This is a genomic window from Tessaracoccus rhinocerotis (assembly GCF_007197885.1).
Lineage (GTDB): Bacteria > Actinomycetota > Actinomycetes > Propionibacteriales > Propionibacteriaceae > Arachnia > Arachnia rhinocerotis.
Genome location: NZ_VKKG01000003.1, coordinates 76274 through 101647 on the forward strand (window position 1 = coordinate 76274; position 25374 = coordinate 101647).

Here is a 25374-nt window from a genome sequence, read left to right on the forward strand (position 1 = left end):
GAATCGCGAGCCGTCAGGCGGCGTCGGCCTCGGCGTTGACACGCTCACGGAGCGCGGCGCCGAGATCGACGTCGACGGCGGTCCAGTACTGGAAGAAGTTCTCCAGCACGACGTCGTTCTCGATGGCCTCGCCCTGGCCGGTGAGGGTGTCGATGAAGCGCGCACGCCCTTCGTCGGTGAACACCTCGCGGTAGAGCGTCCCGGCCTGGCCGAAGTCGTCGTCCTCGGCGTGCAGGGTGTAGGCGGAGCGCACCAGGTCGCCGTCGGTCTCCCACGACGTCTCGATGGCGCCGGTCTCGTCGGACCAGGACTCACCGAAGGAGTTCGGGGCGTAGACCGGGGCGGCGCCGCGGTGATCGTAGGTCATGTTGCCCTCGAAGTTGTAGGACTTGACCTCGTTGATCGGCTTGTTCACGGGCAGCTGCTGGAAGTTGGTGCCGATGCGGTAGCGCTGCGCGTCGGCGTAGGCGAAGTTGCGGCCCAGCAGCATCTTGTCCGGGCTCATGCCCATGCCGGGGACCATGTTTGCCGGGGAGAACGCCGCCTGCTCGATCTGGGCGAAGAAGTTGGTGGGGTTCTCGTTCAGCGTGAGGGTGCCCACCTTGATGCGGGGGTAGTCCTTCTTCGAGATCGTCTTGGTGAGGTCGAAGATGTTGAAGCGGTAGTCCTTCGCCTCGGCGTAGGGGACCACCTGCACGTAGAGGTCCCACTTGGGGAAGTTGCCCTCGGCGATGTTGTCGAACAGGTCGCGACGGTGGTGCTCCGCATCGAGGCCGGCCAGCTTGTCGGCCTCGTCGGCGGTGAAGTTCTCGACGCCCTGCTGGGAGATGAAGTGGTATGCCACCCAGAACTTCTCGCCCTGCGCGTTGACCCACATGTAGGTGTGCGAGCCGTAGCCGTTCATGTGGCGCCACGACGTCGGCAGGCCACGGTCACCCATCACGTAGGTCACCTGGTGGGCGGACTCGGGGTTCTGGGTCCAGAAGTCCCACTGCATCGTGGCGTCGCGCAGGCCGGAGTCGGGGAGGCGCTTCTGTGAACGGATGAAGTGGGGGAACTTCATCGGGTCACGCAGGAAGAACACGGGGGTGTTGTTGCCGACGAGGTCGAAGTTGCCCTCCTCGGTGTAGAACTTGATGGCGAAGCCGCGCACGTCGCGCCAGGTGTCGGGGGAGCCGAGCTCGCCCGCGACCGTGGAGAAGCGCTGGAGGACGCGGGTCTTCGCACCGGGCTGGAAGACGGCCGCCTTGGTGTAGGCCGAGACGTCCTCGGTGACCTCGAACTCGCCGAAGGCGCCAGCGCCCTTGGCGTGCGGGCGACGCTCCGGCACGTTCATGCGGTTGAAGTGCTGCAGCGTCTCGACCAGGTGGTGGTCGTGCAGGACGATCGGACCGTTCGCGCCGACCGACAGGGAGTTGCGGTCACTGACGGCGGGAATGCCGGCCTGGGTGGTGGAGCCGGTGTGGGGGTTGGTCACGTTGCTCGCTTTCTGTTGTGGTTCGACTGTTGTGGGTACAGCGATTCAGGGGGCCGGGTTCTCCCGGCACGCGCGGCACACGCCGCGGTAGAGGACATCGGCGACGGCGATGTCCATGTCGTGCGTCTGGCTGGGGTGCAGGCACGGGGCCTCCCCGACGGCGCAGGCGACGTCCTCGACGCGGCCGCACACGGTGCACACGACGTGGTGGTGGTTGTCCCGCAGGTTCAGCTCGTAGCGGCTGGGGTGGCCGGGCAGGTCGAGCCGGGTGATGATGCCCGCTCGCAGGAGGTCCGCCACGACGAGGTAGACGGCCTGGAAGCTGACCTTGGGCAGCCCGCCCTCGAGGGAGGTGACGATATGGTCCACCGTCGCGTGCTTGTGGTCTGCCAGGGACTGCAGCGCCGCGACCCGTTGGCGCGTGACGCGCAGACCAGCGTTCCGGAGGAGCGCGGTGGCTTCCTCCGGGCTGAGCGTCACGGTTGCGGGCATGTCGCCCACAGTACCCGCTTTTCTTGAATGATTCAAAGAAAGCGGGGTTTTCACCTCTGGCCGAGGACGACCTCGTCGAAGCGCGTGGTGGTCATGCGGCAGGTGACGGGGACCTCGTCGCCCACCTCCACGCGGGGGCGGCGGCCGGCTACGAAGAGCATCGACGAGTGCATGTGCGGCGGCTCCGCGAACGGGCGCTTGCGGCCGCCGACGGTGAACGGGGACAGGGCGTTGCCCGCGGCCCTCATCACGCCATCGGCGATGGTGTTGATCCGCTGCCGCAGCGAGCGCTGGGGGACCGGGGCGGCCAGCGCGATGCCGTGGGCCGTGCCACCGCTGGTGACGACTATGAAGCCGTCGCGCGGGGCCCTGGCCTGGTGGTAGCCAAGCCGGTCGCCGCGCTTGACGGGGTGGACGTCCAGCACGGTCGCGGTGGTCGCGAGGACCTCCGGCGCGCCCAGCCACAGCCTGGTGCCGACCCTCATCCGGGTCTCCACCGGCATCTCGGTGGAGAACGCCGCGTAATCGGCGACGCTCAGGTGCGAGACCCAGACCGGCGCGTGCTGGTGGGCCAGCGCGGCGCGGGCCAGCGCCGTCGCCTCCTCCAGGGAGCCGTTCGCGGGCAGGTGGACGGCCCAGCCCTCGAGCGCCAGACCGGCGGTCACGACGTGGTCCAGGTCTGCGGCCCGCAGGCCGTGGCGGTGCATCGTGGTGTCCAGTTCCAGGATGATGCGGGCGCGCTGGTGGGACTGCCGGAGCTGGTCCAGGTCGCGGGTGCGGGAGACTGTGCTGATGACGTGCTCGTCCTCGAGCAGGCTGGTGGCCAGCGGGTCCGCCGGCCGCCACGGGTTCAGCACCACGACGTCGCGGCTCCAGCCTGCGAGCCGGACGGGCAGCACCTCATGGGCGGTCCCGACGGCGATTGCGTCGACGCCCAGCGCGACGGCCTCGCGGGCGCAGTTCTCGAGGCCGAAGCCGTAGCCATTGCCCTTGGCAACGGGCACCAGGCCCGGCACCTGCTCGAGCAGGCTGCGGTGGTGGCTGCGCCAGGCGTCGGCGTCCACGTTCAGGCGGAGGGTCATGTCAGCGCCTCTTCATGTACTGGTCGAAGGCGAGGTAGAGGACCGGGTTGATCGGCTTGTCCCACTCCCCGAGGTAGGCCACGGCCTCGCCGCCGGTGCCCACCTTGAACTGGATCAGCCCGATCTCCGGATCGTCGGCACCGACGCCCTCGGTGATGCCGCGCAGGTCGTAGACCGCGCACCCGGCCGCGGCAGCGTCGCGGATCATCTGCCACTGCACGGCGTTGGAGCCCCGGACGTCGCGCTTGGCGGTGGTGGAGGCGCCGTAGGAGTACCAGGAGTGCTCGCCGACCACGATCATGGTGGTCGCGGCCACGAGGTCGCCCTCGTGTTCGGCCAGGTAGACGCGCATCCGCTCCGGGTCCTCGGCGTTGAGCGCGTCCCACATGGTCTCGAAGTAGCTGAGGGCGCGGCCGGTGAAGCCGTCGCGCTCGGCGGTTTCCAGGTAGATCTCGTGGAAGCGGGCGAGATCGTCGCGGGTCCCGCGCCGGACCTCGACGCCGGACTTGGCGGCCTTCTTGATGTTGCGCCGCCACAGCTGGTTCATGCCCTTGAGGAGTTCATCCTCGGACTTGGGGCTGCCGTCGGCGTGGCGCAGCGGGAGCTGGAAGTTGAACTTGGGCTGCCCTGCGGAGAAGCCCTCGTCGCCGGAGACGGGGCGCCAGTGGAGGTGCTGCAGCTGCCGCAGCCAGCGGGTGCCTGCGAGGGAGGTCTCGTCGGCCTCGACCTGCGAGAGCCGGGTGACCTGCTCGTCGGCGATCGCCTGCTTGATGGTGGCCGGACCCCAGGCGTGGTGCCTCAGCGCCGGACCGATCCGGACGGCGAACGCCTTCGCGGTCCTCGCGTACCCCACCAGGGCGTCGAGCTGCTCCTCGATGTCGGTGCGCTCCCAGTCCAGGACGGGGCCCTCGGGGAGGTAGGCGAGATAGCGCTTCAGCTTGGGCAGCTGCCGGTATAGCACCAGTCCGACCCCGATCAGTGCCGTCCCGTCGAACCAGCCGAGGGACTCGCCGCGCCACTCGGACTTCACGCTCGCCCAGGCCGGGGTCTGCAGGAACGATGCCGAGCCGCGCTCCGCGATGAACGCGAGATGCTGCTCCGCGGTGATGGGCCGTACGTCGATAGTCACGTCCCCCAACCTACCGGAGGAGCCATCGGGCGGCCGGGTGCCGGGATCCCACCGTGACAGGCTCCGGCGACGCGCCTCGGGTCGCGCACGCCCGGGCACGGTCCTCGGCGTGCCGCCGGAGCTGGTCACCAGCAATAATGAGGCAATGCAACCCACCCGGCTCGCGAACCAGCTCCTGGAGCTCTACCTCGGCTCGCGCGCCGCACGGGTGGCCGCAGTCCTCTTCCTGGCCTGGGGAGTCAACTGCCTCGTGTTCGGCATCCCGACGGTGGACCCGTGGATCCCGTACCGGATCGACCTCGACGTCTACCGCCTCGGCGCCCAGGTCTTCCGCGACGGCGGTGACCTCTACGGCGTGCTGCCGGACACGGCGGTCGGGGCGAACCTGCCGTTCACCTACCCGCCCATCGCGGCGGTGCTGTTCGTGCCGCTGACGTTGTTTTCCTTCGACGTGGCCAACGTCATCTTCACGCTGGTGACACTCGCGGCGCTGTTGGTCGTCGTGCTGCTGGTGGTCCGCGAGGTGCTCGACCGGCGCCTCGCCGAGGCCGCGTGGGTCGCGGTCGCGCTGGCGTCGGTGCTGATGTGGATCATCCCGGTGCGGGAGACCATCGAGTTCGGGCAGGTGAACGTGGTGCTGATGGCGCTGGTGGTCATCGACGTGCTGGCCGGCCGGGGTCGGTGGTGGCAGGGCTCGTTGGTCGGGCTGGCGCTGGCGATCAAGCTCACGCCTGCGGTGTTCCTCGCCTACTTCCTGGCGCGCCGGGACTGGCGGGCGCTGCTGGTGGGCATCGGGTCCGCGCTCGTCTACACCGGCATCGGGTTCCTGATCACCTGGGACGCTTCGGTGCAGTACTGGAGCGAGACGCTCTCCGACCCGACCCGCATCGGCGAGCTCTCCTACGTCTCGAACCAGTCCCTCAACGGCCTGCTGAACCGGCTCTGGTTGGGCGAGTCCACGACGACGCTGCTCTGGTTCGGCATCTGCGCCGTGCTGGGGCTGAGCTCGCTGCTGCTGATGCACCTGCTGTGCAGGCGCGGGCACGATGTCGTCGCGATGCTCGTCATGGGAATCTACGCGCTGCTGGCCTCGCCCGTGTCCTGGGCACACCACTGGGTGTGGCTGGTCCCGGCGCTGATCGTCCTCCTGGCCCTGGGACTGCGCACGTCTGGCGCCACCGGGGTGCTGCTGCTGGGGACGACGGCGCTCGGCGTGCTGGTGTTCTACAGCCAGGGCATCTGGCACGTCGAGCCGGAACCCAGCGCGGCCGCGCCGTGGGAGGCGTGGGAGTCCGTCGTCGGGAACTCGTACGTGATCTGGGGGATCCTGTTCTTCGCGACGGCGTGGGTACTGGCGACCAGAGCCCCCCGCGAGGTTCGCGAGGGGCTCTGATTCGCACATCGTGGGACCGGCGCTGCCGGCCCGGTGTCACTGCTTGGGCAGGCGGTGGTGGACGTCCTCGGACAGGCGCACCACGGCGAAGTACATCTCGAGCGTCATTCGCATGATGGCCAGGTAGATGAGGGCGACGATCGGGCCGACGATGATCGCGGCCAGGATGGCGAGCGCCTCACCGGTCACCAGCGAGGAGATGAGGAAGATCACCAGGCCCAGCCCGATGAGCACCGTGCCGATCATGTAGACGAGCTTGATGATCTTCGGGGTGACGAAGGTGGAGAAGCTGAAGTCGAACAGGGCGCCGAAGAAGCCCTTGCCCTGGGAGCCCAGATCGGTGCTGCCTCCGTAGGAGGGGCCGCCGCCGGGGCCGGCGTAGCCCTGCGCGTACGGGTCGGGCTGGGCGTACTGGCCCTGCTGGGCGTACTGCCCCTGTGCCTGCTGGCCGTACGGGTCCGCCGCCTGCTGCTGCGCGTACTGGTCGGAGGCGGAGGGCTGGCCGTACGGTCCGGCCGGCTGCTGCTGCGCGTACGGGTCGGCTGACGGCTGGCCGTAGGGGTCGGCCGGCTGCTGCTGGGCGTACGGGTCGGCCGACTGCTGCTGCGAGTACGGGTCAGAGGCCTGCTGCTGGGAGTACGGGTCGGGCGTGGACTGCTGGCCGTAGGCGTCGCCCGCAGACGGCTGGCCGTAGGGGTTGGCCGAGGGCTGGCCGTCGGGGCCCTGGTTGCCGGAGTTCGGTCCGTAGGGGTTGTTCGGGTCGGTCATGATCGAGTCCTTCAGTAGTGCTGTCGGGTCCGTTCGGTCCTGCGGGCGCGATCGTGCTCCCGGGCCGACCGGACGCCTTCACCATTCCACATCAGGCGTGCAATCGGGGTGATTTCACGATCAGGAGTGCTCGGCCGTCGCGACCGCTCCCTCCGAGACATCCAGGTCCTCGATCTCCTCCCCGATCCGCATGCCGTGGAAGGAGCGGAACGCGAAGTACATCGACGCGAGGCCGAAGACGACGGCGAGGGCGGTGGTGAGGTTCCCCAGGCCCTGGTGGGCCAGCGCGAGGGCGAGTTCGACGGCCAGCAGGCCGAACAGCGTCGTGAACTTGATCACCGGGTTCAGGGCCACCGAGGACGTGTCCTTGTAGGGATCGCCGACGGTGTCGCCGACGACCGTCGCGGCGTGCAGCGGGGTGCCCTTGGCGGCAAGGTCCACCTCCACCAGCTTCTTCGCGTTGTCCCATGCGCCGCCGGCGTTGGCCATGAAGATCGCCTGGAAGAGCCCGAACAGCGCCATCGAGATCAGGTAACCGATGAAGAAGAAGGGCTCCACGAACGCGAAGGCCAAGGTGGCGAAGAAGATGCCCAGGAAGATGTTGAGCATGCCCTTCTGGGCGTAGCGAGTGCAGATCTCAACCACCTTCGAGGAGTCCTTCGTCGAGGCGCGAGTGGTGCCGTCGAGCCGGATGTTGGCACCGATGTACTCCACGGCGCGGTAGGCACCGGTGGTCACCGCCTGGATCGAGGCGCCGGTGAACCAGTAGATCACCGCGCCGCCGACGATCAGGCCGAGCAGGAAGGGTGCGTGCAGCAGGGAGAGCTTGTCGACGTTCTCGGTCAGCTTCTCGGTGAGGCCCATCATGATCGAGAAGATCATCGTGGTGGCACCGACGACGGCGGTGCCGATCAGCACGGGCTTCGCCGTCGCCTTGAACGTGTTGCCGGCGCCGTCGTTGGACTCGAGCAGGAACTTGGCCCGCTCGTGGTCCGGGGCGGCCCCGAACTCGGTCTCGAGCTCGTCGTCGACGCCGAGGTCCTCGATCCGGGACAACTCGAAGACGGACTGCGCGTTGTCGGTCACGGGACCGTAGGAGTCGACGGCGATCGTCACGGGACCCAGCCCGAGGAAGCCGAAGGCCACCAGACCGAACGCGAACACGGCCGGGGCGAGCATCAGGTCTCCGAGGCCGAGGTTCGAGATCCAGTACGCCACCGACATCAGGCCGGCGATCGCCAGCCCGATCCAGTACGCGGAGAAGTTGCCGGCCACCAGGCCGGACAGGATGTTGAGCGAAGCGCCGCCCTTGCTGGAGGACACCACCACCTCGCGCGTGTGCTTGGCGTTGGGGGAGGTGAACACCTTCACCAGTTCGGGGATCAGTGCACCCGCGAGCGTGCCGCAGCTCACGATCAGGGACAACTTCCACCACAGGCCGTCGCCCATGCCGGTCAGCAGCAGGGCCGAGGTGCCGAACGTCGCGGCGATGCAGATCACCGAAGTCAGCCACACGAGTGAGGTGAGCGGTGACTCGAAGTCCATGTCGACGGAGTCGCGGTGGCGGCGGCGGGTGATCGCGTGGTTCACGAAGTACGAGATGCCGGAGCCGACCAACATCACGGCGCGGACGACGAACAGCCAAACCAGCAGGGCCACCTGCATCGTCGGGTCCGGCACGCCCAGGAGGACGAAGGTGATCAGGGCGACGCCGGTGACGCCGTAGGTCTCGAAGCCGTCGGCGGAGGGGCCGACGGAGTCGCCGGCGTTGTCACCGACGCAGTCGGCGATCACGCCCGGGTTGCGGGCGTCGTCCTCGCGGATGCCCAGCACGATCTTCATCAGGTCAGCCCCGATGTCGGCGATCTTGGTGAAGATGCCGCCCGCGATCCGCAGCGCCGCTGCGCCGAGCGACTCGCCGATGGCGAACCCGATGAAACAGGCACCGGCGATCTCGCCGGGCAGGAACACCAGGATCACCAGCATCATCGCCAGTTCGACGGAGATCAGCACCATGCCCACGCTCATGCCGGCGCGCATCGGGATGTCGTGCAGCGGGTAGGGCCTGCCGCCGAGGGAGGCGTGGGCGGCGCGGGAGTTGGCGAACGTGTTGACGCGGATGCCGTACCAGGCGACGGCGTAGGAGCCGGCCATGCCCACCAGGGAGAACCCGATGACGATGGCCGTGCGGCCCACGCCGAATCCCACCAGGAACAGGTAGTAGACGATGATGATCGTCGCGATGAACGCCCACAGCAGCAGGAGGAACCGGCCCTGCTGCACGAGGTAGGTCTTGCAGGTGCGATAGATCAGCTCCGAGATCTCGCGCATGGAGTGGTGCGCGGGCATCGCCCGCAGCTGGCGGTAGGTGACCAGCCCGAACACGAGCCCGAGCGCGCACACGACGAGCCCGAGCGCGAGCAGGACGTCGCCGGGGAGCCCCACGAACTTGACCGAGCCGAGGTCCGGCAGTTGCAGGTTTGCCTCGCCACCGACCTGGTGGCCGTCGCCGGACGGTGTCTGCCCGGCGCAGGCGGAAAGGACCAGCGTGCCGGCTCCGGCGACTGCCGCCCACCAGCGCCGTCGGGTCGCCCTCCGTGGCTGTACTCGCCCTTCGTTGGATGCTGTTGTGCCCATTCGGATCACTCCTGCGAGGTGCTGAAATCGGACTCCATCGCCCGTATGGTCCGGATGCTACGCCCGGCAGTTCCGGCCGGAAACACCGGGGTCGGACAATCGCTTTCACCCCCACCGCTAGATTGACGCCATGTCAGCAGAGCCGCTGGAGATCCACATCGTCGCCGACTCCTCGGGGGAGTCCGCGGTCCGCATCGCGCGCGCCGCCGTCGCCCAGTTCCCCGGCCAGGAGGTGCGGCTCGTCAGACACCGGCGGATGACCTCCAAGCAGTCCGTCCACGACGCCCTGGAGGGGCTGCGCGAACGCCGGGGCAGGCCGAACGTCGTGCTGTTCACGCTCGTCGAGGACGAGCTCGTGGAGCTGGTGGAGGAGATCTGCACCGACCTCGGCGTCCCGTACGTGGACCTGATGAGCGACACCCTCGACGCCATCGAGCACGCCTCCGGCGCCGAGGCCGATGACGCGCCGCGCCGCCCCGTCGGGGTGGAGACGGACTACTTCACCCGGATCGCCGCCATCGACTTCGCCGTCCGCAATGACGACGGCGCCGCGCCCGGCGCGCTCCGGCAGGCCGACATCGTGCTGACGGGGGCATCGAGGTCCGGCAAGACGCCGTTGTCGATGTACCTGGGCTACCTCGGGTTCAAGACCGCCAACGTGCCGCTGGTGCCCGGGATCGCGCCGCCGGAGGAACTGTTCACCGTCGACTCGTGGCGGCTGGTCGGGTTGACGATGGAGGCCACGCAGCTGCAGAAAATCCGGGGTGAGCGGGTCCGTGGCATGGGAGGCTTCGGCACGCGCGACGGCTACGCCGACCTGGACCGGATCTACGAGGAGCTGTTCGAGGTGCGGCAGGTGCAGCAGCAGCTGAAGTGCCCCATCGTCGACACCACCGGGGTGGCGCTGGAGGAACTGGCGTCGCGGATCGTGGACCTGGTGCAGTCCCGCGCCCGACGGGTCGGTCAAGCCCTGCGACAGGTGCCCGGGGTGGCGCGCCCCTCCCGGTGACGAGTGCAATTATTCGACCCCGCCTCTCCAACGGGGTTGCGAGGTCATAGGGTGGCTGACAGGGGACGACGAGGTCCCAAGATGTGGTCGAAGGAGATCAAATGGTTGAGAAGCGTTTCATCTACGACCTCTCCGAAGGCGACGCCTCGATGAAGCCACTGCTGGGTGGCAAGGGCGCCGGCGTTGCGGAGATGGCCCGCGTGGGGGTTCCGGTCCCGGACGCCTTCACGGTAACCACCGAGGCATGCATCGAGGCGACCAAACGCGACGGCCGGTGGCCCGACGGGCTGCGGGAGGAGATCGAGGAGGGTCTCGCCCGGCTCGAGGAACGCACCGGCAAGGTACTCGGGGGCAGCAGCAACCCGCTGTTGGTCTCCGTGCGCTCCGGTGCGGTGGTCTCGATGCCGGGAATGATGGACACGATCCTCAACCTCGGGATGTCCGACGAGTCCGTGGCGGCGGTCGCGCAGGAGTCCGGCAACGAACGGTTCGCCTGGGACTGCTACCGCCGCTTCATCCAGATGTACGGCGAAGTCGTGGAGGAGGTGCCCGCCTACCTCTACGAGGACGCGCTGACGGGGCTGAAGGCCGAGCGCGGCGTCGAGCAGGACACCGACCTGACGGCCGAGGACCTCAAGGGACTCGTCGCCACGTTCAAGGAGATCTCCGCGGAACACCTCGGCGGCGAGTGGACCTCGGACCCGCGCGAGCAGCTGCACCGCGCCGTCGACGCCGTGTTCCGGTCCTGGCTCAACCCCCGCGCGGACGTCTACCGCCGCGCCAACAACATCTCGGCCGAACTCGGCACCGCCGTGAACGTGATGCAGATGGTCTTCGGCAACCGCGGCGACACGTCGGCCACCGGCGTCTGCTTCACCCGCGACCCCTCCACCGGCGAGAAGTCCCTCTACGGCGAGTTCCTCGTCAACGCGCAGGGTGAGGACGTCGTCGCCGGCATCCGCACCCCCCGCCCGCTGGCGGAGATGCGCGACGTGCTGCCCGAGGCCTACGACGAGCTGATCGCGACGATGGCCAAGATGGAGGCCCACTACAAGGACATGCAGGACATGGAGTTCACCGTCGAGAACGGTCGGCTCTTCCTGCTCCAGACGCGCAACGGCAAGCGCACCGCCGCCGCCGCGCTGAAGGTGGCCTCGGACCTGGTCGACGAGGGCGTGCTCACCCAGCACGAGGCCCTCGGCCGGATCGAACCGTCCCAGCTGGACCAGCTGCTGCACCCGGCCATTGACCCCGCGCACGGCCGGACCCCGATCGCCAAGGGCCTGCCCGCGTCCCCGGGCGCCGCCGTCGGTGAGGTCGTGTTCGACGCCGACACCGCCGCCGAGCGCGGCGGCAAGGGCGAGCCCGTGGTGCTGGTGCGCTACGAGACCACACCCGACGACATCCACGGTGTCATCGTCGCCCAGGGCATCCTGACCGCGCACGGCGGCATGACCTCGCACGCGGCCGTCGTCGCGCGCGGCATGGGCAAGCCCTGCGTGGCCGGCGCCGGTGGCATCAAGATCGACGTCAAGGCCCGGACCCTGACCATCGGCGACCGGGTGCTGAACGAGGGCGACGTCATCACCCTCGACGGCTCGACCGGTGACGTCTACGGCGAGGCGCTGGACCTGATCCCGCCGCAGATCAACGAGGACTTCGAGCGCGTCGTCGCATGGGCCGACGAGGTCCGCCGCCTGGGCGTGCGGGCAAACGCGGACAACTTCGAGGACGCGACGAAGGCCCGCGAGCTGGGCGCCGAGGGCATCGGCCTGTGCCGCACCGAGCACATGTTCATGGCCGCCGACAGGCTGCCGGCGGTGCGTCGCATGATCCTGGCCGACAACCAGGCCCAGCGCGCCGAGGCGCTCGCGGAGATCCTGCCGATGCAGCAGTCGGACTTCGAGGGCGTGTTCACGGCTATGAAGGGCCTGCCGGTGACCGTGCGGCTGCTCGACCCGCCGCTGCACGAGTTCCTGCCCAACCTCGTGGAGCAGTCGCTGCTGGTGCAGCGGCTGGAGACCGCCGGGAACGACGGCGCGGAGCTCGCCGACGCGAGGGAGACCCTCTCCCAGGTGAAGCGGCTGCACGAGCAGAACCCGATGCTCGGCACCCGCGGCTGCCGGCTCGCAATGCTCTACCCGGAGATTCCGGAGATGCAGACCCGGGCCATCGTGCGGGCTGCGCTGGCTGTGCTCGACCGCGAGGGCGAGACGGTCAAGGTGGAGATCATGATCCCCCTGGTCGCGCTCACGCAGGAGCTCTCGGCACAGCGGGCCATCGTCGAGAAGACGGTGGCCGACGAGCTGGCCCAGGCCGGGCGGGAGCTGGACTACACGATCGGCACGATGATCGAGTTGCCCCGGGCCGCGCTGCTCGCCGACCAGATCGCCGAGCACGCCGACTTCTTCAGCTTCGGCACCAACGACCTCACCCAGACCACCATCGGCATCTCCCGCGACGACGCCGAGAACGGGTTCCTGACGAACTACATCATGGACCACGTGCTGGAGCGCAACCCGTTCGAGACTATCGACGTCGACGGCGTCGGTCAGCTGGTCCAGATGGGCGTGGACAAGGGACGCAGCACGAAGCCGGGCCTCAAGACCGGCGTCTGTGGGGAACACGGGGGAGACCCGGACTCGGTTGAGTTCTTCAACTCCGTCGGGCTCGACTACGTGTCCTGCTCCCCGTTCCGCGTCCCGATCGCCAGGTTCGCGGCGGCGAAGGCGGTGCTGAACCAGAAGTGAGCTGACCGGCACGCGCCTCTGCCCCCGGTACGGGTCAGAGGCGCTCCGCCAGCCACTGCGTCTGGCGCACCCACTGGTGGATCTGGCCGCCCTCGTGCCCGTTGTACTTGTAGACGGCGATCTCCTTGTCCGCGGCCGGGACGTGGTTGTAGGAGGCGAACACCGTCGACGGCAGCACGATCGGGTCCATCAGCGCCACCGAGTACAGGCTCGGGGCCTTGATGCGACGGGCGAAGTTCACGCCGTCGAAGTAGGACAGCGTGTTGAACACGACGTCCTCCCGGTCACGGTGCACCGACAGGTACTGCGTGACCTCCGTGAACGGCAGCTGCGGCGTGAGCTCCACCGCGCGCTGGAAGTGCGCCAGGTACGGCACGTCTGGCATGACCGCGAACACGTCCCCCGACAGGCCCGCGACCGCCACCGAGATGCCGCCGCCCTGGCTGCCGCCGGTCACGGAGATCCTGTCGGGGTCCACGAAGGGGAACTGCCTCACCGCGTCGACGAGGCGCACGCCGTCGGTGTAGACGCGACGGTAGTAATAGGTGTCCGGGCTGCTGATGCCCTTGGTCATCCAGCCGGCCACCGAACCCTCCGAGCCGTGCGGGTCGGGGGTGTGGCCGCCTCCGCCGTAGGCGCTGCCCTGGCCGCGGGTGTCCATCAGCACGTGCACGTAGCCTGCGGCGGCCCACTGCAGCCGCTCGCCCGGCAGGCCGCGCCCGCCGTTGTAGCCGATGTACTCGATCACGGCCGGGAGCGGGGAGTCGGTGCGCGGGCGCGTGACCCACGCGCGGATGGGCTCGCCGTTGAACCCTGGGAAGGTGAGGTCCTCGACGACGAGCTGGTTCACGGGGGTCGTGGCCGGCGTGAGCGTGGCCTCCCCGCCCGCAGCGCGGGACTCCTCGAGGGTGCGGGTCCAGAAGGCGTCGAAGTCGGCGGGCTCGGCGACGTCGGGGCGGAACTCGCGCAGCTCGGCGAGCGTCAGGTCAGTCAATGGCATGGCAGAAGATTACTGATCGCGGCGGTGCCCGCGACACCGTCCCGCTCCTTGTCGGTCGGGTGGCGCCGAGGGGTGGTGGTCACCAAGGCCTCGGCTCCCCTTGTCCGTGGCCGCCCCTAGGGTGGGGGGATGCGAGCATCCGACGCCCCCAGGCCCCCGCAGCTCAGAGCGCTTTCCTTCGGTGAGCTCAGCGAGGGTTCGCGGTCGCTGTTGGAGCCCAACACCGACATCTACGGCCTGCGCTACGCGGACATCCGTGCGGAGCGGCTCGATCTCGGCAAGGGCAGCGTCGTCAACGGCTCGCTGTTCTCGGACGTGGTGGTGGACGAGCTGGTGTTCGCGTCGTCGCGGCTGGTGGAGACCAGGTTCCAGCAGACGGCGGCGCCGGTGGTGAGGTCGGCGCGCGCGGCTTGGCGTGACGTCGAGTTCGACGGCGGAAGGCTCGGAGCCATCGAGGCGTTCGACCTCGACGCCCGCGCCGTCCACTTCAAGGGCTGTCGCATCAGTTACCTGAACCTGCGCGGGTCGAAGCTGCTCGACTTCTGTTTCACCGACTGCGTCATCGACGAGCTCGACCTGCTGCAGGCCGACGCGAAGCGGGTCTCGTTCCCGGGCAGCCGGATCGGCAGCCTCACCGTCCACAACTCCAAGGTGGCCGACTTCGACCTCAGCGGCGCGGAGCTGTCCTCGGTGAGCGGCTGGACCTGGCTGGGCGGCGCCACGATGTCGGAGGAACAGCTGATGTTCCTCGCTCCGCAGATCGCGGCGGAACTGAAGATCAGGCTGGCGTGATCAGCCCGCGAGGGCGAGGTTGGCCACCGCCCGCTCCCGCAGGGCAGCGCCGCTGAGGCCTGCCACGTGCGCGGCGGCCGCGGCGAGCCCGTGGCGGATGCAGCCCTCGTCGTCGGCTTCCTCGAGCAGTCCCCACACCAGGCCCGCGACGAACGCGTCCCCCGCCATCACCGACTGGATCGGGTTCTCCACCGGGCACGCCATGGTGACCACCTCGTCGCCGCGCAGGACGGCCACTCCCCGCGCCCCGAGGCTCACCAGCGGAATCCGCACGCCGGTGGCGGCGAGTTGCCCCAGCGCGAGACCCACCCGCTCCCCGGGCTCGACCTCCGCCACCCCGGGCAGGGCGACGATCTCGTCGTCGTTGGGCTTGAACGCCGTCAGCCCGGGCACCGCGAGGGCGGCGCGGAAGGCGGCCTGCTGGGCATCGACGACGACCCGCGCGCCCCGCTCGCGACAGGCCCGCGCCAGTGCGGCCCAGGTGTCGTCCGGCAAGCCCGACGGCGTGGAGCCGTTGAGGGTGACCACGTCGTCGGGCTCCAGGTCAGCCAGCAGGCGCTCGAACAGCGGCGCGACGGCCTCGGGTCCCTCGAGCGTGAACCCCTTGGCGACGAAGTGGGCGGCCACCTGCCTGCCCTCGCCGTCGACGAGGGTCAGGTTGTGTCGGGTGCTGCCCGGCACGGCGACGAGATGGTGGTCGAGGTGCTCCTCGGCCAACCGCTCGGAGTAGTGGGCGATGTCGTCGGCCCCCACCAGCGCGTAGGCCTTGACCGGCAGCCCCAGCGCGAGCGCGGCGCGCGCGCAGCTGACGCCCTTGCCGGAGCACACGGACCGGAAGTCCTGCATCCTCCCGAGCCCTCCCCAACTCATCCCGGTGACGGTGTAGTAGTCGTCGAAGCCGGTGTTCAGGGTGACGGTGCGCAGGGTTCCCACGCCCCACAGCCTATTGCTCGCCGCCGGTGCCGGTGGGGTCCGGGCGGGGCTACTCCTCGGAGTCCTCGAGGTCCTCGTCGACCGGCTCGCTGAGCAGCACCTTCTCCCCGTGCCGGGCCACCACCGTGGTGATCCCGAGCTCCGTCTCGATCCGCTCCTCCAGTGCGGCGGCCGACCCGGGCTCGCCGTGGACCAGGAACACCGTCTCGGGGCGGGGGTCCAGGGCCGCCACCCAGGACACCAGTTCGGAGGCGCCAGCGTGGGCGGAGAACCCGTTCTCGTCGACGATCTCGGCCCGCACGGGGACGTGTCGGCCGTTGATCTTGACGTGGCGGGCACCCTCGATGATGTCGCGACCGCGCGTGCCCTCGCCCTGGTAGCCGACGATGACCACGCAGTTCTTCTCGTCGGGCAGCAGCTTCTGCAGCCAGCTCAGGACGCGGCCGCCCTCGAGCATCCCCGAGGACGAGATGATGATCCGCGAGCCCTTCTCGTCGCGCGCCTTGCGCGACTGGCGGCTGGTTCGGACCTCCTCGAGCCGTCGGAGGCCCAGGAAGTCCTCGACGGTGACGCCCTCGGCGAGCTCCTCGGGCATGTCCCGGTAGACGTCGAGCGCCCTCATGCTCATCGGTCCGTCGACGAGCACCGGCACTTCTGGGATGCGGCCCTCGCGCTGCAGGGCGACGAGCGCGTGCAGGACGGCCTCGGTGCGGTCGATCGCGAAGGCGGGGATGACCACCGAGCCGCCGCGGGCCACCGTGCGGGTGATCGCGTCGGCCATGGCGACGTGGGCCACGGCCGGGTCCTCGTGCTCGCGGTCTCCGTAGGTGGACTCGCACAGCACCCACCGCGCGCCGGGCGGGGTGTCGCGGTGGCGGACGACGGGATGGGACTCGCGCCCGAGGTCGCCGGAGAACAGGACTGCCACGCCGTCGATGGTGACGTTCACCGAGGCCGAGGCGAGGATGTGCCCGGCCCGGGTCCAGCGGGCCACGACGCCGTGCCCGAGGGCCACGTCGGTGTCGAACTCGACGGTCTGGAACAGCTCGATGGTCCACTCGGCGTCGGCCTTGGTGTAGAGCGGTTCGGGATGCGCGTGCTTGGAGTAGCCACCGCGGATGGCGTTCTCGGTCTCGAGCTCCTGCAGGTACGCAGAGTCCCGCAGCACGATCTCGGCGAGCCGGGCGGTGCCCTGGGTGCAGAAGATCGGACCGCTGAAGCCCTGGTTGACCAGGGCCGGGAGGTAGCTGGTGTGGTCGGCGTGGGCGTGCGTGACGACGACGAGGTCGAGGGTGCTGGCGTCGGGGAAGGGCTCGCGGTTGCGCAGGCGCAACTCCTTGGCCCCTTGGTACATGCCGGCGTCGACGAGCAGCCGTCGCTCGCCGGCCTCGACCAGGTACTTGGATCCGGTCACGGTGCCTGAGGCTCCGAGGAACTGAAGTGTGACTGGCGCGGTCATGCCTCCACTGTGCCGCACCCCCGGCGCCGGCGCCCGGGTTCGGTCGGATCCGGCAGCCGTCCCCCGCCACGTCCGGTCCTCGGCAGGTATCCTCCGTGGAATGAGCCGCATTCACCGCCTCGGAGGCCGCGGCGTGGCGTTGGTCTGCGGTGCGGTGGCCGTACTGGTCGCGGCGCTGACCCAGTGGGCGTCGCGCTGGCCTGAACTGCACGTCAGCCAGCTCCTGCACATCGCCGACACCGACGCCATCGCGCAGCTGGTGCGAGAGCTCGATCCCGACTTCAAGTTCGTCACAGGCGTGGAGCACTACGACGGTGTCTACTACTACGCCATCGCCCTCGACCCGTTCGCCCTCGGGCAGGCCCACGACCTGATCGACCTCGCCGGCTACCGCTACGGCAGCCCGCTGTGGGGCTGGCTCGCGGGGTTGTTCTCGCTCGGCAACCCCGTTGCCCTGCCGCTGGTGTTCTGGTTCATGACGCTCGCCTCGCTGTTCGGCGCCGGCTACCTGTTGTCCCGCCTGGTGGCGAGCGGCGGTGGGTCTGCCTGGTGGGGTCTGGCCGTCGCCGCCAGCCCCGGCCTGCTCTACAGCTCCACCACCCTGCTGACCGAGCCGATGCAGCTGGCGATGGTCTGCGCCATCCTGCTGTGGTGGGGACGAGGAGAGAAGGGCAGCGCCTGGGTGCTGGCCGCGCTGGTGGTGGTGACCTGCCTGCTCAAGCAGCAGCTCATCCTCGTCCCGTTCGCGCTACTTCTCCACACCGCGTACCGCATGCTGCGGGGGCGATCAGTCAACTGGCCCGGAGCCGTCGCGTTGGTAGCCGGGCCGGCCGCGTACTTCGGCTGGAGCTTCTTCGTGCGGACCCGGTTCAGTGCCGAGCAGCTCGCCTACAGCGCGGGCAACATCGGCTTCCCGTTCCTGGGCTGGCTCCAGACCTTCGAGTTCGCCAGTTACCTGCGGGTGGGGGACCCGTACTCGATGCAGATCGGGACCACGGCCCCCGCCGGGCTCGCTGCCACCGCCGTGGTCCTCGCCATCGGGGCCGTGGCGGGTCTCCACCGGCGCGACGCCCTGGGTTTCGTCGTCGTCCTGCAGGCCGGCCTGGTCGCGTGCCTAGGCTGGCTCACGCTGCTGCACCCCCACGAGATGTTCCGCATCCCCTCGGTGCCGGTGGCGCTGGCGCTGGCCTCACTGGCCATCGGGCTGCGGCGTGCCAGTGGGGAGACCGAGGCCACGCCGTCGGAGCCGGGCTACGTGCCGAGGTTCAGCCTCCGTAGATGAGGAACAGCACGACGGCGAACACCGCCGTCGCAGCCACGGCAACGGCCCGTTCGACGGCGCCGTCCAGCCTGCGTGCCGCCAGCCAGGCGAGCAGCGCCAGCCCCAGCACGCCAAGGCCCGACCAGTAGAGGATCGGCGTCGTGTCGGAGATCCGGACGATTCCGTGAGCGGCCTCGCCCACCGCGGTGGCCGGCAGGACGGCGGCCCCGACGCCCCGCAACCAACGCGATCCGTTGCCCCGCAGCAGCCACACGGCCAGCCCCATGGCCACGCCGCTGACCATCCCGGCCGCACACCAGAACAGCACCATCCGCATGGACACTCCGTAGTCGCGCAGGGCAGTGGTGACGTAGTAGCCGACCATCGCGAGCGGTCCCGCCAGGGCCCCGAATACGATGTTGCTCCACAGCCGTCGTCCGACCAGCGCCAGCCCTCCGGCCAGCGCGACCACCGGCGTCGCAGAGTTGAACAGCGGTGAGATCGGTTCGGGCGCGACGGTCTGCCCGAAGGAGATCACCACTCCGGCGAGCAGGGCGGCGAGCAGCACCAGGCCCACGCGTCGGGCACCGGTGCCGGCGGGCTCGTTCGCGGGGGGCCCAGCGGTAGCGGCGGGGCTCATCGCACGAAGACCGGCTGGTCCTTGGTGGAGCGGGCGTCGTCGAGTTCGTAGCCGTCCGCGCTGAACTCGAACACCCGCGAGGGCGTCCTGGAGCGGTCCTTGACCAGCCAGGATGCCATCAGCCCGCGTGCCCGCTTGGCGTAGAAGGAGACGACTCGCGGCTCGCCGCTTGGGCCGCGGTCCTCGAAGCGGGGGCTGACGACGCGGACGCCGAGGCGCTCCGGGCGGATCACGCCGAAGTACTCGTTGGAGGCGAGGTTGACCACGACGTCGGCGCCGGGGGAGCAGTCGAGGTCACGCTTGACCTGGTCTGTCACCTTGTCGCCCCACCACTCGTAGAGGTTCCGCCCCCGCGGGGTGGTGAGCCTGGTGCCCATCTCGAGGCGGTGCGGCTGGATCAGGTCCAGCGGCCGCAGCACCCCGTAGAGGCCGGAGAGGATGCGGATGGTCTTCTGCGCCTCGGTGAAGTCGCGCGCGTCGAAGGTATCGGGGGCCGCCAGACCCTGGTAGACGTCGCCGTTGAACGCCAGCACGGCTGCCCGGGCGTTCTTGGGGGTGTGCTCGGCGTCGAAGCTCGAGTACCGCTCGGCGTTGAGCGTGGCGAGCTCCTCGGAGATGTCCATCAGCCTGGAGATGTCCGCGGGCGACTTCTCGCGCATGATGCCGATCAGCTTCTCCGACTCCGCGACCAGACGCGGCTCCGAGTGCTTGCGGGTGGCCGGCTTCGTCTCGAAGTCCAGTGACTTCGCGGGCGAGAGGAGGATCAGCATCCGACGATCATACGGAATGTCCGTGGGGCGCGCGAGGCTCCCTCCGGTTGGGACGGCCCCGAAGGTGGGACGGGCGGGTACGGCCGGAATCCGGGCGGCGGCGGCCCTACGCGCCGGGTGCCGAGATGGCGGCGCTCAGCCGGCCGTGCGAGCCGGCCAGGTGCTCTTCGAGGACCCCGCGGAAGGTTTGCCAGTCACCGTCCTCGGCCAGTTTCAGTAGCAGGGTGTGGTCCTCGAACGAGGGGTGCAGGTCCGCGTCCTGGGCGTTCGTGATGTCCAGCAGAGTCGCGAAGGTGGGCATGTACCTGTGCCACAGCGACAGCAGCCGGCTGTTGCCGGAGATCTCGTAGAAGCGGGTGTGGAACTCGAGGTCGGCCTGTGCGTAGCCGCGTCGATTCCCGGTCTCGGCGTGGCGGGCCATCTCCACCAGGACGCCTCGTGGCCCGTCCCACTCGGCTGCCCCGCCGCGGGAGATGGCGAGTTCGCAGGCGAGGTGCTCGGCGGCCTTGCGGATCTCGTAGAGCTCGTCGACGTCGGCCTGTCCGAACGACTTGGTGAAGTAGCCGCGCCGACGGGACTCGAGCAGTCCCTCGGCCAGCAGTGTGCGCAGCGCGTCCCGGACCGGGCCGCGGCTGATGCCGTGCTCACCGGCGAGGACGTCCTCCACCAGGTGCGTGCCCGCGGGCACGTCGCCCCGGACTATGCGTTCCCGCAGCAGGGTGGCCAACTGCTCTCCCAGTGCCACCGTCCGAACCGCTGTACTCACGGCTTCCTCCTCTCACGTGACCCAAACGTTATCCAAAGATGCTTGCACACAGCTTCGGCTCACGGCTAGGGTTTCGTCAACCGTTAACGGTTGACCGACAACGAAGTGGGGTCCAATGACAGCACCTGAAATCCTCTCGGCACTCACCACGCCGTTCACCGACGGCGAGGTGGACAGTGCCGCGATGCGTGCGAACCTGGACCGGCTCGTCACCCTCGTCGACGGGGTGTTCGTGGGCGGCACGACGGGGGAGTACCCGGCACTCACCACGGCCGAGCACGGCTCACTCGTGGCCCAGGCCCTGGAGGTTTTCGGACCGCAGCGGGTGGTGGTGCACGTCGGTGCGCCCAGCACCCGTCAGGCGCTGGAGCTGACCAGGCAGGCCCGAGACCTCGGCGCCACCCGGTACGCGGCCATCACCCCGTACTACATCCCGGCCACGCCGCGCGGGATCCTGCGGCACTGGGCCGCCATCAACGAGGAGTGCGGCGGCGAGCTGTACGGCTACGTCTACCCCGACGTCGCCGTGACGGACCTCAAGCCGGCCGACCTGCCCGAGGTGCTGAAGTCGGGCATCGCAGGTATCAAGGTTTCTGACTCGGCCTCCAGGCGCGTCGTGGAGTACCTCGACAACGCCCCCGAGGGCTTCAAGCTGTGGTCCGGGAACGACGCCGACGTCCCCGCCGTGATGCGGGCCGGTGGAACCGGCACCGTCTCCGGCGTGAGCGGCGCCACGCCTCGCCCGTGGGCCGCACTGCGAGACGCCATGCGCGACGGTGACGAGGCCGCCGCCGTGGCCGCACAGGCCGTGATCGCGCAGGTGGTGCCCGTGCTGGGCAGCAGCATCGCGAACCTCAAGCACGCCCTGCACCTGCAGGGACTGGACAACGGCGAACCCTGCCGGATGTCCATCGACCAGCCCGACGGGCAAACCATGACCAGGATCGCCGCAGCCGTCGACCTGGCAAACCAGTGATAAGGAGACACACCATGAAGCGCAGAACTCTCATCGCAACCGTGGCCGCGGCCGCGCTCGCCCTCGGGGCGTGCAGCGGCGGTACCGGCGAGGAAGGTGGGGACAGCGAGTTCCCCACCAAGGACATCACCCTGATCGTCCAGGCCGCCGCCGGCGGCGGCTCCGACCTGTCGTCGCGAGCCCTCGCCACGGCCCTCGAGCCCATCCTCGGCGTCTCGATCGTCGTCGAGAACCGGCCCGGCGCGTCCGGTTCCACCGCCATGCTCCACGTCAAGGACCAGCCCGCCGACGGCTACACCATCGGCTTCGGCCCGGTGGAGATCGCGATGCTGGGGTCCATGAACTACGACGTCCACCCCAGCGACTACGACATGCTCGGGCAGATCATGCTCGGTCCCGGCGTCCTCTCGGTGCCGGCGGACAGCCCGTACAACACGCTCGAGGAGTTCGTCGCGGCCGCCCAGGACAAGGAGATGACCGTCGCCAACTCCGGCGCGGGCTCCATCTGGGAGCTCGCCGGGGCCAGCCTCGCCGACGAGACGGGCGCCCAGATCAAGCCGGTGCCGTTCGACGGCGGCGCTCCCGCCGTCGCGGCCGTGCTCGGTGGCCAGGTCGACGCAGCCGCCTCCGGTGTCAATGAGGTCAAGCAGAACCTGGCCGACGGCAAGCTCAAGGTGCTGGCCATCTTCCACTCCGAGCGCCACCCCGAGATCCCCGACGTGCCCACGGCAGCCGAGCAGGGCTACGACATCGAGATCGGTGGTTGGGGCGGCATCTACGCACCCAAGGGCCTGCCCGAGGACGTGCACGAGACGCTGGAGAGCGCCATCGCCGAGGCGGTCGAACAGGACTCCTACCAGGAGATCATCACGGGCAGCGGCAACCTCGTCGTCTACCGCGACTCCGCGGAGTTCACCGAGTTCGCCGAGTCCGAGGCGGAGCGGTTCGCAGGCCTGCTGGAGGGCTGACGACAATGACCGAGTCCGAGGACCAGCCCGGCGTCGCCGACGGCGGCAGCGGCGTGGCCGCGACTGCCCCCGCGATGGAGAAGGTGGCGGCAGGGGTGGTCCTCGGCTTCGGCGTGCTGATGCTCGTCGGGGCGCGGGGCATCGCCCTGCGCAACGAGACGGGCGGAATCGACCCGCGGTGGTGGCCGACGGTGATCGCCGTCGGCATCATCGCCAGCGGGGTGTGGATGCTGGCCAACGCACTGCTGGGCGTATCGATCGACCGTGAGGTGGATCCGTCCCGGCGCAGGGGCTGGACCCAGATGCTCGCCACTGTCGGCGGTCTGGCGGTCGTGCTGGTGCTGTGGCACTTCGGGGTCACGTTCCTGTTGCTGGGGCCCCTGTTCCTGGTCGCGATCAACTGGATCTACGGCCTGCGGAAGTGGACCTCGCTGCTGCTGTTCCCGGCCATCATCGCCACCCTGCTCTACCTGGTGTTCCGACTGCTGCTGAAGGTGCCGCTGTGAACCCCATCCTCGAAGGGCTGTCAGCCCTCGCCGAGCCGACGGCGATCCTGTGCTTCCTGATCGGGCTGGGCCTGGGCCTGCTCGTCGGGGTCTTCCCAGGCATCACCATCTCGATGGCCGTCGCGCTGGCCACCAGCTTCACCCTGACGCTGGAACCGGCCCAGGGTCTCGCGATGCTGCTCGCGATCTACGTCTCCGCCCAGTACGGGGACCGGATCCCCTCGATCCTCGTCAACACCCCCGGCACACCGGCCGCCGTCGCGACGACGCTCGACGGCTACCCCATGGCGCGCAAGGGCCAGGCCGGCCTCGCGCTGTCGATCTCGGCGATCGCGACCACGGTCGGCATCCTGATGTCGATGCTGGTCCTGGTCTTCCTGGCGCAACCCATCGCGGCGTTCGCGCTGCGGTTCGGGCCGTTCGAGATGTTCGCCCTGGTGTGCTTCGGCCTGACCGTCATCATCTCCATCGCCTCGAACTCCCTTGCCAAGGGCATCTTCGCCGGTCTGCTCGGCATAGCGCTGGCCATCATGGGCCTGGACCCCATCACGGGCGACGCCCGCTTCGCGTTCGGCCAGGCCGAGCTGACGGGCGGGTTCAACTTCATCGCCCTGATCATCGGCCTGTTCGGGATCACCGAGGTCCTGGACCAGATCCTCACCCACCACGAGCACAAGATCAGGCCCATCTCCTCGCTGGGCCGCTGGTGGCCCACGAAGGGCGAGCTGAAGCGCGTCGCCAGGCCGATGGCCCAGTCCGGCGGCCTCGGGGTCCTCATCGGCGTCATCCCGGCCGCCGGCGGTGACATCGCCGGCCTCGTGGGATGGAACCGCGCGAAGGCTATCTCCAAGCACCCCGAGGAGTTCGGGAAGGGCTCCATCGAGGGGCTCGCGGGATCGGACACCGCCTCCAGCTCCACGCTCGGCGGCGCCGTGACCACCACCTTGTCCCTCGGCATCCCGGGCGACTCGGTGATGGCCATCATGCTCGGCTCCATGATCATCTGGGGCATCCAGCCGGGCCCGTCGCTGTTCGAGCGCCGCCCGGACATCATCGTGACCATCGTCGCGATCATGCTGTTCGCCACCATCGCCTCCACCATCGTCAGCCTCCTGCGGACCAAGGGCATGACCAAGCTGCTCGACCTCCAGCCGCAGTGGATCTGGGGCATCATCCTCGTGTTCTGCCTGGTGGGCACCTACGCCACCACCAACAACGTCCTCACCGCCGTCCAGATGCTGCTGTTCGGCCTCGTCGGACTGCTGCTGCGGCGGGTCGGCATCCCGGCCGGGCCGGTCGTGCTCGGATTCCTCCTGGGACCGCTCGCCGAGGCGAACCTCCGCCGGGCGATGCTCATCGGCGAGCCGATCGAGTTCCTCACCAACCGGCCCATCGCCACCGTGCTGCTGGCCCTGGCCATCGGGTCCCTGTTCTGGCCGATCATCAGCAAGCGCCTGAAGAACCGGGCAGCCAGGCGCGCCCCCACGGCAGTCTGATGCTGTTGTTCGAGCCGGCTCCCGGCATCCAGGTGCACGCCAGCTCGCTGCTGGTCAGGCCCTCCGGGGACCACGTCGTGGCCTGGTTCGCGGGCGCCCACGAGGGCTCCCCCGACAGCACGGTCCACGTCCTGACCTCCGACGACGCCACCATCCGGCCGATCGCCCCGGACGATGACCTCCCGCACTGGAACCCCGTGCTCGCCGACGGACCCGACGGGCGCACCTGGCTGTTCTTCAAGCGCGGGCACCGGATCGACGAGTGGACCACGTGGGTGTGCACGAGTGGTGACGGTGGCCACAGTTGGAGCGCGCCGACGGAGCTGGTGCCGGGCGACCGGTCCGGTGGCCGCGGCCCCGTGCGGCAGGCCCCACTACTGCTGGGTGGGCTATGGCTCGCGCCCGGCTCCGTCGAGGTCTGGGAGCCGCCGAGGTGGGACTCCTTCCTGGACGTGAGCAGCGACGGCGGACTGACCTGGGAGCAGGTGCCGCTGCCGCTGGACCACTCCGCGGTGCGGGGCGCCGGCTGCATCCAGCCCTCCCTAGTTGTGCTGCCCGATGCCCGACTGGTGGTCCTGACCCGCAGCAGCGGCGGCTCGGTCCACCGAAGCGTGACCCGGGACCCGTACTCGTGGCCGACGCTGCAGCCGAGCACCCTGCCGAACAACAACAGCGGGATCGCTGCGGCGGCGCTGGCCGACGGCCGCATCGTCGTGTGCCACAACGACGCCTCCGATGACTGGGGTGCGCGTTCACGCCTGGTCCTGTCGGAGTCCCGGGATGCTGGAGAGTCATGGCGGCAGGTCGCCGTGGTCGTCGACGGCGCCGTCGGTGGGCCTGCGGCACCCACAGGCACAGGTGCTCCTTCCGCGGCCGCGGCGACCGGGGTGGTCACCACAGGTGAGGGCGAGTACTCCTACCCCTCGATGCAGGTCGTGCGATCGGACCTGTGGATCACCCACACCGTCGAGCGCAGGAGCATCGCACTGCATCGGGTCGCTCTCGCGAGCATCACCAACTGATGCGCATCGCCCCCTTGCCGGGGTGGGCATGCCGACTTACGCTGTGAA

General features: G+C 69.4%; 22 protein-coding genes. 10 read left to right on the forward strand and 12 right to left on the reverse strand.

Features of this window, described 5'->3' with window-relative positions; genetic code table 11:
- Nucleotides 1-13: 13 nt before the first annotated feature.
- Genes FOJ82_RS08525 through FOJ82_RS08540 form a run of 4 tightly spaced genes read right to left on the reverse strand, consistent with a single transcriptional unit; the run spans nt 14 to nt 4180 of the window.
- Complete coding sequence (locus tag FOJ82_RS08525; RefSeq protein ID WP_143938068.1) at nt 14-1477, reverse strand: catalase; 1464 nt, start codon at nt 1475-1477, stop codon at nt 14-16.
- A gap of 45 nt (nt 1478-1522) precedes the next feature.
- Nucleotides 1523-1969, reverse strand: coding sequence for a Fur family transcriptional regulator (locus FOJ82_RS08530; RefSeq protein ID WP_143938069.1), 447 nt, complete (start codon nt 1967-1969; stop codon nt 1523-1525).
- Between the two features lie 50 nt (nt 1970-2019).
- Nucleotides 2020-3051: an alanine racemase gene (locus FOJ82_RS08535; protein WP_143938070.1), complete on the reverse strand. Its 1032-nt coding sequence runs from the start codon at nt 3049-3051 to the stop codon at nt 2020-2022.
- A gap of 1 nt (nt 3052) precedes the next feature.
- A complete protein-coding gene (locus FOJ82_RS08540; RefSeq protein WP_143938071.1) occupies nt 3053-4180 on the reverse strand; it encodes a lipid II:glycine glycyltransferase FemX in 1128 nt (375 codons plus the stop codon).
- Between the two features lie 145 nt (nt 4181-4325).
- On the opposite strand from FOJ82_RS08540, the gene FOJ82_RS08545 reads away from it, so the two are divergent.
- Nucleotides 4326-5573 carry a glycosyltransferase 87 family protein gene (locus FOJ82_RS08545; RefSeq protein WP_185975692.1) on the forward strand — a complete coding sequence of 416 codons (1248 nt, stop codon included), beginning with the start codon at nt 4326-4328 and terminating at the stop codon, nt 5571-5573.
- A gap of 36 nt (nt 5574-5609) precedes the next feature.
- Here the strand turns inward: FOJ82_RS08545 and FOJ82_RS08550 are convergent, their stop codons facing one another.
- On the reverse strand, nt 5610-6341 hold the full coding sequence (locus tag FOJ82_RS08550) for a DUF4282 domain-containing protein (RefSeq protein WP_143938073.1): 732 nt from the start codon (nt 6339-6341) through the stop codon (nt 5610-5612).
- 120 nt (nt 6342-6461) lie between these two features.
- Nucleotides 6462-8978, reverse strand: coding sequence for a sodium-translocating pyrophosphatase (locus FOJ82_RS08555; RefSeq protein WP_143938074.1), 2517 nt, complete (start codon nt 8976-8978; stop codon nt 6462-6464).
- 130 nt (nt 8979-9108) lie between these two features.
- On the opposite strand from FOJ82_RS08555, the gene FOJ82_RS08560 reads away from it, so the two are divergent.
- Nucleotides 9109-9987, forward strand: a complete 879-nt coding sequence (locus FOJ82_RS08560; protein WP_143938075.1) for a pyruvate, water dikinase regulatory protein — start codon at nt 9109-9111, stop codon at nt 9985-9987.
- A 101-nt stretch (nt 9988-10088) separates the two neighbouring features.
- Complete coding sequence (gene ppdK / locus FOJ82_RS08565) at nt 10089-12737, forward strand: pyruvate, phosphate dikinase (RefSeq protein ID WP_143938076.1); 2649 nt, start codon at nt 10089-10091, stop codon at nt 12735-12737.
- 34 nt (nt 12738-12771) lie between these two features.
- Here ppdK and FOJ82_RS08570 read toward each other — a convergent pair whose 3' ends face one another.
- Nucleotides 12772-13737: an acetylxylan esterase gene (locus FOJ82_RS08570; RefSeq protein ID WP_143938077.1), complete on the reverse strand. Its 966-nt coding sequence runs from the start codon at nt 13735-13737 to the stop codon at nt 12772-12774.
- A gap of 129 nt (nt 13738-13866) precedes the next feature.
- On the opposite strand from FOJ82_RS08570, the gene FOJ82_RS08575 reads away from it, so the two are divergent.
- Nucleotides 13867-14529 carry a pentapeptide repeat-containing protein gene (locus FOJ82_RS08575; protein ID WP_143938078.1) on the forward strand — a complete coding sequence of 221 codons (663 nt, stop codon included), beginning with the start codon at nt 13867-13869 and terminating at the stop codon, nt 14527-14529.
- On the opposite strand, the gene FOJ82_RS08580 is transcribed toward FOJ82_RS08575, so the two are convergent.
- The gene (locus FOJ82_RS08580; protein ID WP_143938079.1) at nt 14530-15462 is read right to left on the reverse strand and encodes a 1-phosphofructokinase family hexose kinase; all 933 of its coding nucleotides are present in this window, start codon (nt 15460-15462) and stop codon (nt 14530-14532) included.
- Nucleotides 15463-15511: 49 nt separating this feature from the next.
- Nucleotides 15512-16921, reverse strand: coding sequence for an MBL fold metallo-hydrolase RNA specificity domain-containing protein (locus FOJ82_RS08585; RefSeq protein ID WP_143938080.1), 1410 nt, complete (start codon nt 16919-16921; stop codon nt 15512-15514).
- 100 nt (nt 16922-17021) lie between these two features.
- On the opposite strand from FOJ82_RS08585, the gene FOJ82_RS08590 reads away from it, so the two are divergent.
- A complete protein-coding gene (locus FOJ82_RS08590) occupies nt 17022-18203 on the forward strand; it encodes a hypothetical protein (RefSeq protein WP_143938081.1) in 1182 nt (393 codons plus the stop codon).
- On the opposite strand, the gene FOJ82_RS08595 is transcribed toward FOJ82_RS08590, so the two are convergent.
- The 3 genes from FOJ82_RS08595 to FOJ82_RS08605 form a co-directional block, all read right to left on the reverse strand.
- Nucleotides 18187-18822: a DUF6518 family protein gene (locus FOJ82_RS08595; RefSeq protein ID WP_143938082.1), complete on the reverse strand. Its 636-nt coding sequence runs from the start codon at nt 18820-18822 to the stop codon at nt 18187-18189. The two genes, FOJ82_RS08590 and FOJ82_RS08595, sit on opposite strands and share 17 nt — an antisense overlap.
- Nucleotides 18819-19592 (reverse strand): peroxide stress protein YaaA, encoded by a 774-nt coding sequence (yaaA, locus tag FOJ82_RS08600; RefSeq protein ID WP_143938083.1) that lies wholly within the window; start codon nt 19590-19592, stop codon nt 18819-18821. Before yaaA ends, FOJ82_RS08595 begins: the two co-directional genes overlap by 4 nt.
- Before the next feature lie 106 nt (nt 19593-19698).
- Complete coding sequence (locus FOJ82_RS08605) at nt 19699-20358, reverse strand: GntR family transcriptional regulator (protein WP_143938084.1); 660 nt, start codon at nt 20356-20358, stop codon at nt 19699-19701.
- Between the two features lie 115 nt (nt 20359-20473).
- On the opposite strand from FOJ82_RS08605, the gene FOJ82_RS08610 reads away from it, so the two are divergent.
- The 5 genes from FOJ82_RS08610 to FOJ82_RS08630 are packed head-to-tail and all read left to right on the forward strand — an operon-like array spanning nt 20474 to nt 25326.
- Nucleotides 20474-21334, forward strand: coding sequence for a dihydrodipicolinate synthase family protein (locus FOJ82_RS08610; RefSeq protein WP_143938085.1), 861 nt, complete (start codon nt 20474-20476; stop codon nt 21332-21334).
- 14 nt (nt 21335-21348) lie between these two features.
- A complete protein-coding gene (locus FOJ82_RS08615; protein ID WP_143938086.1) occupies nt 21349-22302 on the forward strand; it encodes a tripartite tricarboxylate transporter substrate binding protein in 954 nt (317 codons plus the stop codon).
- A gap of 5 nt (nt 22303-22307) precedes the next feature.
- Nucleotides 22308-22808: a tripartite tricarboxylate transporter TctB family protein gene (locus tag FOJ82_RS08620; protein WP_143938087.1), complete on the forward strand. Its 501-nt coding sequence runs from the start codon at nt 22308-22310 to the stop codon at nt 22806-22808.
- Nucleotides 22805-24304 (forward strand): tripartite tricarboxylate transporter permease, encoded by a 1500-nt coding sequence (locus FOJ82_RS08625; protein ID WP_143938088.1) that lies wholly within the window; start codon nt 22805-22807, stop codon nt 24302-24304. Before FOJ82_RS08620 ends, FOJ82_RS08625 begins: the two co-directional genes overlap by 4 nt.
- Nucleotides 24304-25326: an exo-alpha-sialidase gene (locus FOJ82_RS08630; RefSeq protein ID WP_143938089.1), complete on the forward strand. Its 1023-nt coding sequence runs from the start codon at nt 24304-24306 to the stop codon at nt 25324-25326. The genes FOJ82_RS08625 and FOJ82_RS08630 overlap by 1 nt, the downstream gene beginning before the upstream one ends.
- The last annotated feature ends 48 nt before the right edge of the window (nt 25327-25374 follow it).